At 25.3% G+C, this 13,358-nt stretch carries 15 protein-coding genes and 1 pseudogene; 12 read left to right on the top strand and 4 right to left on the bottom strand.

The genetic code is table 11. From position 1 onward, the window contains the following. Window positions 1-120: 120 nt before the first annotated feature. Together BGI42_RS10620 and BGI42_RS10615 are read left to right on the top strand one after the other, a co-directional pair. Window positions 121-843 carry a hypothetical protein gene (locus tag BGI42_RS10620; protein WP_084023873.1) on the top strand — a complete coding sequence of 241 codons (723 nt, stop codon included), beginning with the start codon at window positions 121-123 and terminating at the stop codon, window positions 841-843. 63 nt (window positions 844-906) lie between these two features. Further along, window positions 907-1,257, top strand: a complete 351-nt coding sequence (locus BGI42_RS10615; RefSeq protein ID WP_069680275.1) for a hypothetical protein — start codon at window positions 907-909, stop codon at window positions 1,255-1,257. A gap of 102 nt (window positions 1,258-1,359) precedes the next feature. Here the strand turns inward: BGI42_RS10615 and BGI42_RS10610 are convergent. Further along, window positions 1,360-1,953: pseudogene (locus BGI42_RS10610) on the bottom strand (sigma-70 family RNA polymerase sigma factor). A gap of 126 nt (window positions 1,954-2,079) precedes the next feature. On the opposite strand from BGI42_RS10610, the gene BGI42_RS10605 reads away from it, so the two are divergent. From BGI42_RS10605 to BGI42_RS10585, 5 genes are all read left to right on the top strand, one after another. Further along, window positions 2,080-2,784 (top strand): N-acetylmuramoyl-L-alanine amidase, encoded by a 705-nt coding sequence (locus tag BGI42_RS10605; RefSeq protein ID WP_069680274.1) that lies wholly within the window; start codon window positions 2,080-2,082, stop codon window positions 2,782-2,784. Between the two features lie 141 nt (window positions 2,785-2,925). After that, entirely contained in the window at window positions 2,926-3,147 is a 222-nt protein-coding gene (locus BGI42_RS10600; RefSeq protein WP_069680273.1) for a DUF3791 domain-containing protein, read from the top strand. Beyond that, the gene (locus BGI42_RS10595) at window positions 3,137-3,646 is read left to right on the top strand and encodes a DUF3990 domain-containing protein (protein WP_069680272.1); all 510 of its coding nucleotides are present in this window, start codon (window positions 3,137-3,139) and stop codon (window positions 3,644-3,646) included. Before BGI42_RS10600 ends, BGI42_RS10595 begins: the two co-directional genes overlap by 11 nt. After that, window positions 3,624-3,857 (top strand): hypothetical protein, encoded by a 234-nt coding sequence (locus tag BGI42_RS10590; protein WP_069680271.1) that lies wholly within the window; start codon window positions 3,624-3,626, stop codon window positions 3,855-3,857. The genes BGI42_RS10595 and BGI42_RS10590 overlap by 23 nt, the downstream gene beginning before the upstream one ends. A 2-nt stretch (window positions 3,858-3,859) precedes the next feature. Next, complete coding sequence (locus BGI42_RS10585; protein WP_012449630.1) at window positions 3,860-4,024, top strand: CPCC family cysteine-rich protein; 165 nt, start codon at window positions 3,860-3,862, stop codon at window positions 4,022-4,024. A 208-nt stretch (window positions 4,025-4,232) separates the two neighbouring features. Here BGI42_RS10585 and tnpC read toward each other — a convergent pair whose 3' ends face one another. The 3 genes from tnpC to tnpA all read right to left on the bottom strand — a co-directional run bounded on the left by tnpC (window position 4,233) and on the right by tnpA (window position 6,624). After that, window positions 4,233-5,783: an IS66 family transposase gene (gene tnpC, locus BGI42_RS10580; RefSeq protein WP_069681052.1), complete on the bottom strand. Its 1,551-nt coding sequence runs from the start codon at window positions 5,781-5,783 to the stop codon at window positions 4,233-4,235. A 170-nt stretch (window positions 5,784-5,953) separates the two neighbouring features. Further along, the gene (tnpB, locus tag BGI42_RS10575) at window positions 5,954-6,304 is read right to left on the bottom strand and encodes an IS66 family insertion sequence element accessory protein TnpB (RefSeq protein ID WP_069679810.1); all 351 of its coding nucleotides are present in this window, start codon (window positions 6,302-6,304) and stop codon (window positions 5,954-5,956) included. After that, window positions 6,292-6,624 (bottom strand): IS66 family insertion sequence element accessory protein TnpA, encoded by a 333-nt coding sequence (gene tnpA, locus BGI42_RS10570; RefSeq protein ID WP_069679809.1) that lies wholly within the window; start codon window positions 6,622-6,624, stop codon window positions 6,292-6,294. Before tnpA ends, tnpB begins: the two co-directional genes overlap by 13 nt. Before the next feature lie 231 nt (window positions 6,625-6,855). Between tnpA and BGI42_RS10565 the strand changes: the two genes are divergently transcribed. From BGI42_RS10565 to BGI42_RS10545, 5 genes are all read left to right on the top strand, one after another. Then, complete coding sequence (locus tag BGI42_RS10565) at window positions 6,856-7,416, top strand: restriction endonuclease (protein WP_069680270.1); 561 nt, start codon at window positions 6,856-6,858, stop codon at window positions 7,414-7,416. 242 nt (window positions 7,417-7,658) lie between these two features. Further along, window positions 7,659-8,714 (top strand): hypothetical protein, encoded by a 1,056-nt coding sequence (locus BGI42_RS10560; RefSeq protein ID WP_069680269.1) that lies wholly within the window; start codon window positions 7,659-7,661, stop codon window positions 8,712-8,714. 866 nt (window positions 8,715-9,580) lie between these two features. Next, window positions 9,581-10,429, top strand: a complete 849-nt coding sequence (locus BGI42_RS10555) for a hypothetical protein (RefSeq protein WP_069680268.1) — start codon at window positions 9,581-9,583, stop codon at window positions 10,427-10,429. A gap of 93 nt (window positions 10,430-10,522) precedes the next feature. Continuing rightward, the gene (locus BGI42_RS10550; protein WP_158523402.1) at window positions 10,523-11,428 is read left to right on the top strand and encodes a Na/Pi symporter; all 906 of its coding nucleotides are present in this window, start codon (window positions 10,523-10,525) and stop codon (window positions 11,426-11,428) included. 459 nt (window positions 11,429-11,887) lie between these two features. Then, window positions 11,888-13,345 carry an N-acetylglucosaminidase gene (locus BGI42_RS10545; RefSeq protein ID WP_069680266.1) on the top strand — a complete coding sequence of 486 codons (1,458 nt, stop codon included), beginning with the start codon at window positions 11,888-11,890 and terminating at the stop codon, window positions 13,343-13,345. Window positions 13,346-13,358: the final 13 nt, after the last annotated feature.

Below are 13,358 nucleotides of genomic sequence, written 5' to 3'. Positions count from 1 at the left end.
TTGCATCAGACAAAGAAGTAAGTTCAGTAAATAGTGTTCTATTTGCTGAATTTGCTTATATATTAGGACATAAAATAAATATATAATTAGTAATTATATAACTAAGAAAAGGGTAGAATTATGGAGAATAATTTAATAGATCAAGAACTTTATGATTTTTTAAACAAGAAGTTTCCTAAATGTGCAAATGATTTAAAAGAGGGTATAGAGTTACTAGAAAATATAATTCAAAGTACTATTGATACTATTGAAGAGAAATCAGGAGAAACAATTAAAAAAGAAAGAGATTTTAGTAAAGCAGATGAATATAGAAAAAAAGAAAGTATTCTTAACACAATAGCATTGAAGCTTCAAGAGGTAATGGACAACCTAAGTATAGAAACAGAACCAGAAGAAAATTTAACAATAGAAGAGAAAGAAGAAAAAGAAATACCTAATTATAATAAGTACCTTGTAGATTCCAATGTTCAACATACTTTATATGAAGATTTTACACATAAAAGACCAGTTGCTTTTGAATTAAATGGAGAAAAACATGATGTTAGAGATTGGAAGGACATGCTTTTACAAACATGTAATATCATAGCAAATATAAATAAAGATTTAATAATGAGTTTTCCTAAAAATGAAAGAATGAATGGTAAGAAAGTAACATATTTTGCGTATAAGGAAGAAGACATAGTAAGAGCACCAAGAAAAATTGAAAATTTAGATTTATATGTTTCAACTAATCATAGTGCCAATAGTATAAGAAATATTGTAATTAATATATTAAGGGAATATAAGATTTCTGTAAGTGCTTTCAAAATATATTTAAGAGCTGATTATAGTGAGCTACATTAAAGAACTATAATCTAAAATTCTAAGAAAATATTATAATTTTTAATAAAGGAAAGTGATTAGGCTATGGCAGATACTTCACAAGTAAAGAAAGATATTAGGGATATTGTTAAAAGATTAGGACAAGAATTTAATAAAGAATTTTATGAAGGTAGTATAATTGAAAATAAAGAATGTAGAAAATTTCATGGACTTTCTAGTGATAATGAAATATGCATATTTGTTTGTACTAATAAGCTACAAGAGGGAAAAATAAAAGCAGGTCAAAGAGCGGCAATTTTCGAAAAATGTTATTTGTTAACTCTATCAAAAACTAAAAGGAAAATTTTGGTTTTTACAGATGGGTTATTTTATCAAAAATTTAAAGATGAATACTTAGATTATTTGAATAATATTGAAATATTATTATATAAATAAAAGTCAATTGCTTAATAATTTAAATATTATTATTAATACAGATATAAAAATATTCACAAAATAAAAGAATACCCTAAGGTAAGAAATTTTACCTTAGGGTATTTAATTAATACTTTGAATAGAATTATTAAGTGTACCAATATAGCTACCAATTTTCCTTAAAGAACTAGTCTTTCTATTAACAGCAGTAGAGTAGCACATATCTTTTAAATCAGAGTAAAGTTTAATTGTATTATTTTTAAAGAAAACAAAATCTATAAGTTCTTTTTCCTCTTCACTTAAATTATTAATAGCTAATTTTAAAGTTTCAAAATTGCATTTATCACAGAGTATCTCTTCTAAGTTAGGATTATCAGATGGTAATATATGTTCTAAATTATCACATAAGGTAAGGGCTTCATATCCTTCAGCAGAGCTTCTATTTTTAGATCTTTTTATAAGATCATTTAGATTATTTTTAATTCCATTAGTAGCATAAGCAACAAATCTATGTTTTTGTAAGTTATATGAGTTTAAGCATTTTAGTAGATTTTTAAAACATTCATGTTGTATATCAGATAGATCATATCCATCTATAAAAGTTCTTTTTGAAAGATTTAATATAAAAGGTCTAAACTCTTCAATAAGTTTTTCTTTAGATAATTTATCTCAATCTTTAGATTTTCTAACTAAATTCTCAATATAATTATAATCCATATAACCCTCCTTGAAATTACTTGAAATACATTTAAATATCTATATATAGTGTTTAGGATAAAAAATATTTCTATATATAGTATATATGTATTTAAAACCATATATCTTAGTTGGAGGCGTATAAAAATGGAAAAATTAAATACTTTAGCTATTGATATTGGTCATAATGTTAATTTTGATACTGGAGCTGTTGGAGTTAGAACAGAAAATGAACTTAATATGGAGGTTGGAAAGGCATTAATTGATAAATTTAAGAATACTTCTATTAATGTTATTAACTGTACTCCATATAATGCAGTAAGTTTACATGATTCATTAAACCAAAGGGTAGTTGCAGCAAATAAAGGAAAGGCAGATTTCTTTTTATCAATTCATCATAATTCATGTCCAGGAGGAAGAGGGGTAGAAGGGTTATGCCTTACTGGAGGAATAGCTGAAAAGGTAGGCATATCAATATTAAAAGAGGTTGAAAGGTTAGGATTATATAATAGAGGGGTTAAAAATAGAAGAGATTTATTTGTGATTAATCAAACTATAATGCCAGCATTACTAATAGAATGTGCTTTTTGTGATAGTGCAAGTGATATGAATGGTTATAAGCCAGAAAGAGTTGCAGGAGCTATTTTTAATGGTATATGCAATATATTTGATAGTGAGAAAGATTTATCAGGTTCATTTAATGAAAATCAAGTTTATTATAATGTAGTTAAAGGAGATACATTATATAAAATTGCTCAAAAGTTTAATACTACAGTTGAAAGTTTAGTAGAACTTAATGAAATTAAAGACAAAAATTTGATTTATGTTGGACAGGATCTTAGAATAAAATAAAATTTATTTTAATAAAAATAGAATTTTTTATTACATTTACTTAATCAATTTGAGTAGGTGTTTTTTTATATGGTAATATATTTGAATAGTTATACTTTTAATGTTATTATATGTGTAATAAATAGTAGCTGGAGGCTTAATATGAACGGTATAGAACATGATAAAAATTTATTAGTAATAGAAGCAATTGAAGGTTTTGCATATAATCATAACCTAAGTAGTAGTGAAGCGTTAGATATATTTAATAAATATGATATTATTAAGTTAATACGTTCTCAATATGATGTTTTGCATACTCAAAGTTTAGAGGAAAGTATAAACTTTGTTGAAGATGTAGTTAGGAGAAAAGGATATGCTAACTAATAATGAATTAGTATTATTTCATGGAACTAATACAGTATTTGATAAAATAGATTTAAAAAGGTCTAAAGATAAAAGGGATTTTGGAAAGGGTTTCTATACTACTACATTAGAAGCACAATCTAAAAGTTGGGCACAAAATATGTTTATTAGATATGGTGGAAGTGGCATTTATGTAATGAAATTTAAGCTTAAAGACATATCTGATTTAAAGGTAAAAGAGTTCAAAGGCTTAGATGAAGAATGGCTTAACATGATAAAAAATAATAGACTTAATGGAGGAATTCAACATGATTATGATGTTGTTATTGGACCAGTAGCCGATGACAATACAATGAGAACAGTAGCATTATATGTTGAAGGAATTTATAATGAAAGTATGGCTATAGAACAATTGAAATTTTCAAAGTTAAATAATCAAGTATCACTTCATACAGTAAGAGCATTGAGTAAATTAGAATTTTTGGGGAGAGATGAATATGACAAACAAATATTCATATAAAGGACAAGATATAACTTTAGATATTATAATGAAGGTTGAAAAAATTATTAGCATTATATGTGAAAAAACAGGGGAAACATTTGAAGAAGTTCTTAAAAAATTTTATAAATCTAACACATATAAGGCATTGCAAAATACAGAATCTGTTTTATGGGCTGAAAGTTCTCAATATATTGTTGATGAATTATTTAGAGAATGGGAAAGTAAGTAAATATGAAATGTCCAGTGTGCGGAAATGAAGTTGAGATATTTGATATTTGTGATAATTGTAACTGGCAAAATAATGGACCTAAGGAAAGTGAAAATGATTTAAAAGGGCCTAATAGTATGACATTAAAACAAGCAAGAGAAATTTATAAAAAATCAAAAAATATATGAATTGTAGCCTAAAGTAGAAACATAAAATTTCTATTTTAGGCTTTTTATATTATCCAATTTTCTATTAGATGCAGATTATTTAAGATTTTTCGTAAGGGTCAAAAATTCGACGCATAGCAATTATAATTCCATAATGATAAAATAAACCCAATAGAAGTGGAAAATGCTTCTGTTGGGTTTGAAAATTTAATATTATATTTAGTAGTAGTTATTTACCAACCTTAATGCGCAACACGTCGGGAAGAGCCTTTGACCAAGGCATATAATTATTTAAAGTTTCTTTTTCTTTAGACTCTGTATTAGCTAACATATCAAATAAATATACTAAATATTTTTCTACTATTAAACCGTTGGCTTTAGCGGTTTCAATTATGCTATAAATTAAAGCACTTGATTTTGCACCTTTTGCTGTATTTGAGAAAAGCCAGTTTTTTCTACCAATAACAAATGGTTTTATTGCTCTTTCAGCTCCATTATTATCTATTTCTAAAGATCCGTCTTCTAAAAGTGTTTTCATATCAGATAGAAGCTTTCTAGTATAGTCAAGAGCTTTACCTAACGGACTTTTTGGAAGAGCATTTTTTATTTCTCTCTCCACATATTCTTGAAATTCATTAAGAATTGGCGCTGACTTTTTAAGCCTTATTTTATATCGTTTTTTATAGTAATCTTCGTCCTTGCTATAAGTTTCCCTTAAGTCTTTTTCTATTTTATAAAGTTTTTCACAATAATTAAACCCTATTATAGCACGTGATTTTTTTAGGGCTTCTTCATCTAAGTTTACTATTATTTCATGATATTTTCTTCGGATATGAGCTAGGCAATATAATCGTTTCACATTTTCGACTCTATTATATCCGGTATACCCATCTGTTTGAAGATATCCTGAAAATCCTTTCAAAAATTCTTTAGGACAAGAGCTAGATCTTGTATTCTGATAGTCATATAAAATAATTGGATCTTTTAAAGCTCCAGATTTATATAACCACATATATTTCTTGGACTTTGAATCCTTACCGCTATCATTAATAACCTGAACGGTAGTCTCATCAGCTTGTATATAATTTTTCTTTAAAAGTTGTTCTTTCATAATATCATATACAACTTGAAGTTCAGTAGCACTATTCATTATCCAATTAGATAATGTTTGTCTTGAAAGATTTGCACCTAGCATCTTAAAGTAGGTTTCTAATCTATATAAAGGCATTGCATGCTGATACTTCATATTTATGACATGAGCTACTAATTCATTTGATGCCATACTTTTATAAAATATAGTATTAGGTAATTTTGTTGAAATTATGTTTGCAACACCTGCTTCCGCTTCGCAAGATTTGCAAGCATAACTATATGTAATATGTTCTTCTATATAAAGTTTTGCTGGTATGTATTTTAATACTTCCTTTGATTTACGTCCAATAACAACTAAAGAATTATTACATTTGCTGCATATTGCTTCATTTTCTTCAAGCTTATGTTCAACAATGATTCTTTCTAAATTTGCTAAATTATCTTTCTTGCCAATGTGTTTAGATGACTTAGTTCTTGTATAAGCAATTTCCTCCATTGTTGGCTCAGCCATTTTAAAGTCACAGTTATTTTCAGCATCGTCAAAAAGAGACATTTGATTAGAATCTACCTGTTCACTAGATTTTCCAAATATCTTTCTATTTTTATTAAGAATTTGACCTTTCAAAAATGCTAATTCAGTTTTAAGATTTTGAATTTCTGAATCTTTTAACTCAATTTCTCTTTCCATTTTCGAAATCAATAACTGTGTTTTTTCATCAAGTTGATTGTTTAAATTTAAGCCATCCATTTTGTTACCTCTCAACAATTTTTATAGGTATATTATACCATAAAACCCTTGATTTTAGAAGAGCTTGCTCACTTTTAAATCAAGAGTTTCTATTTGTAATTTCAAATGTTTTAGTAACAATTTTTTTCTTTTATAGGCTTAAATTTTGATGTAGTTCTAACTTCATATCCTTTAAGTAGCCAACTTAATTCTTCTTTATTTACTTTCATTGCTTCTTCTTTAGTCATAGGCCATTTCAACCTATTATTTTCAAGTCTATGATAATATAGCCAAAAACCTTCATCAAAATGTAATATTTTTAATCTATTCATCGACCTGTTACAGAAGACAAATAGAGCTTTTTCAAAGGGATCTAACTTTAACTGTGTTTGAACGATCATAACTAAACCATCTATACTTTTTCGTAAATCTGTTATACCACAAGCTAAATATACAGTATCTACTTTATCTATATTAAGCATGTTTTACTAAATTCCCTAAGTATATTTGATAACAAAGCTATTTCATTAGCCGGTATAAATATTTTAGCTTTGCCAATTTCTATCTTAATCTCAGTAGCTGATTTAATATTATTAGTTACTGTTAATATATTTGTATTATTGTTTTCTAAAGCTATAGCTTGAAATGTCGTATTATTCTCTTTCTCAAATTTCTTTCTGTAATAGTAAAACTGACTTCTACTAATACTATTTTCTTTACAGAAACTATCTAACGTCCCTTCGTAAGAAGAAAACTTCTCTACAAGTTCTCTCCATTTCACATCTGTTCCTTTTTTAACCATAACAATTCCTCCTTGTTATATTTTAATGCAATTTTAACAAGAAGGTTTGGTATTATCTAGACAGTAATTTTTTTACGCTTACGATTTTTCTGATATGTACTATAAAATTTTATAAATGAATTTTCATAAAAAGTGTTTTGAATGTATGTATTTATTTAGATTTAACATATTTAAGATGTAAATATCATATTTAAAAATAGAATAATATATATAATTAGTTAGGAGGGAGACATGGCATATTTATTAGGAGTAATATGTTTTTCGTGTTTATTAGGTTATTTATGTACTAAAGAGGATGCACCAGAAAAGATTAATCCATTAACAAATAAAGAAAAAGCTTTAATAAAAAGTAGAATAAAAGATTTGTCAGGAAGAGAATTTGAAATATTTAGTAGTGAAGTATATAAATTATTAGGATATAAAGTTATTTTAACTAATGCAACAAATGATAGAGGACGGGATATAGTCATAAATAAGAATGGTGAGAAAATATTTGTAGAATGTAAAAATCATACTAAACATAACTCTATAGGAAGACCAGAGGCACAAAAACTATGTGGAGCAATGGTTGCTAATAATGTTTCTAAAGGAGTAATTTTATCAGTAAATGGTGTTAATAAAAATTGTAATGATTATTGTAAATCTATTAGAGGGAAAACAGTTAAAATAGATTCAATTGAATGTATAAATATTACAGAATTTTTAGAATTATGTTCAGAACTTGATAGTAAGAAAGTATTTAGAGTACTTGGTATAATAAATAATAAAACTGATAAATGTGAAGAAGCTTAGATTTGTATTAACATAGTTATTAGTAAATTTAATGATAGTATTGAGCGTGTAGTATGGTTAAATATAAGAATATGATTTATGTTAAATAGAATAAAACAGTTTTTTTAGAACACTTACTTGGTTTTGAAGTAGGTGTTTTTTATGAATTTAGAGTAGGTAACTTTAATAAAAGTTATTGTTTTCAATATAATACATAATATAGTAAAATAGACATGCAGTATATAGAAGAAACGAGGGACAATATGGATAAATTTGAAATTTTATATTATAAAAATAAAATGAGTTTAATCATATCTAAATTAAAAAATAATGATGGAACTTTTAATATTAAAGGAAAATCAATTCTGGGTATAATAGGAACTTTAGGTTTATTATTTTTTTATATGCTAGGATATTCATTTTTATATGGATTTTATTTTGGAAATAATTATGCTAATTCCATATTAGAAATAGGTTTAGATATAGTACCTATAAATGTTAAATTTGTTTCAATCATAGGTATAGTAGTGCTTTTTGTAAATTGTATATTAATATTACCGATAAAAGAGATTTATTATAATAAAAAATTAAAAAATAAAGGTTTGAGTTTAATTATAATATTATTCTTTTCTTTTATAGTTATTAATATAATAAAGTTATTAATGACAGGAAATTTGAATTTGGTGTTAAGTGATTTTTATCTTTTATTTGTGCCAATGTATTGTCCATTATTTTTTATAGCAATCATATATATAATACAATATATGAATAAGAAGAAATTAAACATAATAAAGATAGTTACAATTGGGGTTATAATATTTTTATTAGAAATTAGTTTATTAATTCTAATAAAAAAGGTATTAAGAAATAATGAGTTATTTACTATAGCAATCACAAGTTTCTTTTTATTGAATGTGCCATTAGTTGCAATTGCTATATCTTTTATAGAAAGCATATTTGATGATAAGCACAGAGAAGATATTATTATTAATGAGAGGAAAGAGTATAATAAATTAGAATTGAGTTTTTGCTTAATAATTTTAATAGGTATAATAGGGGCAGCTGGAGTTATTATGGTTAGTATACCTAACTATTTTGTTGGAATAGGGAATTTCTATGGTGGATGTTGTAATACATTACCAAAGGAAAAGATTATATATGTACAAAATAATAATGAAATTACTTTTGATGGAAAATTGGTAGGCTACAAAGATGGAAATTATTATTTTTCAAAATATCCAGAAAGGACTTTGAAAATTGTAAAGTCAACCCAAGTAACTGTGACAGCATATGAAAATAATGATAATAATGATAGATAATACTAAGGACAACTAATAGTAGGACATATATTTTAAAAAAAGAAGAAGTAACATATAAATATTCTAATTTAACATTAAAGTTATTACATATTTTCTTTATCAAGTTTGGAGGTATTATAACTTTATCGTGTCTATAATATGTAAGCCATACAGAAGTAAAAGTAAATTAGTTAAAAGGTATTATAATTTTATTGTATCCCCAAAATTATAAAGAAAATATATTTTATTACAGACATATAAAGACCCAAAAATTAAATCTTGGTCTTTATATTTAAAAAAGATTTTTAGCAATTTTAAGATTATAATAAAACTAAATGATAGTATTTTAGCTTTATTTTTTGTCAACTCTAAATAAATTTTTGAGTGTAATAATAAAAGAAATGTAGTGTTACAAAATTTTACATAACACCTAAAACCTAGTAAAATCAATGCATTACAATGTCACATAGTTATTTGCAAATGTTATTTCTATATTTTGTAACAGTAACAACTCAATGGTAGGATGTACTGTTGTAGTAGCTGTTGATGTTGAAGAAGGTATGAGCAAATAGTCTTTTGACTGTTCATTTTAAGCTAATTAATTAGCAATATAAATACTCACATTTTATAGATTTTAGGATCTATAAATGTAGGTATTTTTTTATTTATTAGTGTTGCACTTGATCTTGTAATTTATCATTTATTAAATAAAAATTAAGTTTATTTATTAGAAATTACGATGGCTATAAAAAAAATATAAGAAAATATATACAAAAGGGGAAATATTTATTAGTATTAAACGAAATTAAAAATGTGTGACTAAAAATTTAAAATATAATATTTTAAAAATGAAATTATAAAATAAACGTATATAAGGTGGTTTAACTATGTCTAATAAATTTTGTGATGATTATATAAAAAATGGAGTTATATTTAAAGATGGAGATGATGAAATATTAAATAGTTGGTATGAACAATATAAGGATATGGAAAAAGAATATGCATTACCAATAATGATGACTTATAAAGAATCGTGTAAATACTCTGATTATATGAGTCAATATGATGATTTTCCGGGAGGAAAAATGATTCCTATATGGGAGGGATATAATCTTTCTGCTTTTATTGGATATTATTATGATGGTCCATTACAAGGTATGATATTTTATGTAAATCATGAGGAAGTAGATATTTCACCTAAATTTGTGTTGCTAAAGGATTTCTATGATTATTGTTCTGTAGTTTTTCAAATGGGTTTATCTTTTGATGAAGATGAAGGCTATGAAGAAGATGAGGAGTATTTTGAAAGTGTATGTGATTATTACGAATATAAGATTTGGAATAATGTAATTGATAATAATAGAAGACAACTTTCAAAAAAAGAAGTTGAAAAGAATTATGAGATTGCTCAAAATTTAATAAATATATGGGATAAAAAGGAATATCATGATAATGAAATAGGCGGTTTTATATACGAACAGCTTGGATTTTGTATTACTAAGATAATACCGGACAAGTATGTAGAAAGCCTTATTCCTTATTTAAATTTAAAAGAAGATGAGTATGTACTTGGCAGAATGTGTGATAAGATTGCTAAAGCTAAATGTGTCAAAGCATTAGATTCAGTAAAAGTGTTAGCAGAATTTGATGGAAATCGAATTTTAATTGGTGGTTATACAAATGGAGATATAACAAAAAGAACTTTAAATGTATTAAATAGCTGTATAGAAGATTAGTTTAAATTAATATATAAGGATATATGGTAAAAATAAAAAAATAATGAGAAAGGTTTTATTTAAAATATGATATTACTAATAATTAAAATGCTTATGGGACTAATTTTATTTTTTGCAGGAATAAAATTATTAAGTTCTAGTATGAAAGATGAGTATATAAAAAAGTTCAAAGGAATTATAGATAAAGTAATAAGAAATGAATTTATTGGGGCAGCTTTAGGTATAATAGCATCTATAGTTTTTCAAAATAGTAGTTTAGTTGCAATTTCAGCAATAATATTAGTTAATTCTGAACTAATGAGTTTAAGACAAGCCTTTAGTATTATTCTTGGGGTAACAATAGCATTACAATTGAACTTTAATATTAGTCCATATTTATATACATTTATATTAATAATTCTAATATTATTTATGATTATTAAAAGTAAAAATAAAAAGAGCATAGTAAGTATAGTGCTAAGCTATGTGATTCTTTTAATTGGGCTATTGTTAATTAATTTTGCTATGCAAGAAGATTTGATGAGTAGTTTGTTGATGACTATCATTGGAAAAAGTTGTTTTTGTAATATATTAATTGGTTTATGTATGGGTACATTGTATTGGAGCTCATCTTACAGCGTAGGAATATTAATAGCTTTAAGTGCAACAGGATATATTGATATCAAGACTATATCCCAAATTTTAATAGGGTTTAGTGTTGCCACATCTATTCCAATTTTATTATCAAACATAGTTACTAGTAATTTAAATAAAGAAGCGAAGAAAACAACATTATTATGTTTGTTTTTTAATACAGTGATAGTATTGATTCAAATTCCATTAATCAAAGCAACAATTAATTATGTTAATTTAATTAGTGAAGATATAGTAGTACAAATTGTAAGATTGAAATCAATATTTGGTAGTAATATTATAATTGAAATATTAATATTGATAAGCTGTTTAATGGTTATTAATTGGGTAATTAATAAAGTTTGGAAAAAGAGAGTACATGAGTAATAACTTGCAAGGAGATTATTAGAGAAAGAAATTGTTTCTTATAATATATAAATACAATATTATAATGTAGAATATGGAGTGATTTAAATAACTGTACAAGTCTAGTAAATTAGTTTTGTATTTAGAAAATAATCTAGGTATAAGGCTTTTTTATGTTTTTTAAAAGAATGTTCGGATGAAGAAGAGCATTAAAATAAGTAAAAATGAGGGCTTCAGAGGAAAATGAATATTTTAATAGAGATTTTTCTAGATTAGAATAAGAATAATAACCTATAATCAATCTTTCTATGGATAAAATATACTAGATTACCACTAAAATCATAAATTTTATTTAGCAGAAAACATTTAAATCCCATAATTTATTTACGATAGTATTAATAAGTCATGTTTGAATTTTATAGAAATATATTATGTTAAACATGGCTTTATTTAACTAAAGATAAAAAAGGGGGGAGTTCTTTGAATTTTAAGAGAAAAATTAGTTTATTTGCTCGTACATTAATATTTGTATTTTTCATATCTAGCATTAATGTATATGCAGCTAGTATTAAGGTTAACAGTTTAAATGTAAGTAAACAATTAGCTAAAGTAGGAGAAACTATAACTATAAATGCTTCTGCTACTGGAAGCAAAAATTTGCTTTATCAGTTTTCAATATATGATGGAGCAAAATGGTATGTACTTCAAAATTATTCAAGTAAAAGCACTACTATATGGAAACCTTATAGAGCATCTACATCTAAGATAAAGGTTGAGGTAAAGGATAAAAATTCTGAGAAAATTTACGATTCAAAAGAAATAAGCTATGAGGTTTATAGCAATGTAAAGGTACAAAATATAGTTACAGATAAAAAATCACCTCAGGAAATACATAAAGAGATCAAACTTACAACCAATACTAATTTATCTACAGACGTCTTATACAAATATTCAGTTTTTGATGGGAATACATGGAGTGCGCTTAAGGATTATAGTTATGATAAATCATGTATATGGAAACCAACTAAGGCTGGAATTTATAAACTAAGAGTTGATGTTAAGGAAGCAAATTCTTTAAGAAATTCAGATGCTGTTTTAGAAACAAACTTTACAGTAATTAACCCTATTGAAATACAACCATTATCAAAAAACAAAGTGGTAAATTATATAAATACTAATATAACTTTAGATGGACTTTTAAATAGTCAAATGAATCTTTTAACTAAACCTCAAACATGGAATAATGGAGTTTGGGTCGATGCCTTAAAAGATCAAGCACAATATTATTTAAATCCAAATAATTTCATAAATGATAATGGAATAAATCAGTTTTTAAAATTAAACTATATGGATGGGATTACAGTACAAGATTTGAATGCAGCATTAGTGGGTAAAGGAGTTTTAGAAGGAAAAGGACAAGCTTTTTTAGATGCAGGAAAATTATATAATGTAAATCCAGTATATTTAGTAGCACATTCACTTTTAGAGACTGGAAATGGAACTTCAAAATTAGCTACAGGTATTTTGCTAAATTCAATACATGAAACATTTGGAGATATAAATTCTAAATTAATCTCTTTAAATAAAGATTTTAAAGTATATAATGTTTATGGATGTGGAGCTTATGATTCTAATCCTGATCTTTGGGGTTCAGAAAAAGCTTATAATGATCAATGGTTTAGTGTAGAACAAGCTATTATTGGAGGAGCTAAATATATATCTAAAGGATATATAAATAATGCAGTGTATAATCAAAACACATTATATAAGATGAGATGGGATATGAAGACTTTATCTCAAATATCAAATGTACAATATGCTCATCAATATGCTACAGATATAGGCTGGGCTTATAAACAATCACAAATAATGAAAAATATTATAGGTAAAATGAGTAATTCTACTTTTTATTATGAAATACCTAAATTTGTTCAATAATTTGTTTTAATAT

It is taken from the genome of Clostridium taeniosporum, from assembly GCF_001735765.2.
GTDB classification, from domain to species: Bacteria; Bacillota; Clostridia; order Clostridiales; family Clostridiaceae; genus Clostridium; species Clostridium taeniosporum.
This window is presented reverse-complemented; position numbering and strand designations above follow the sequence as displayed.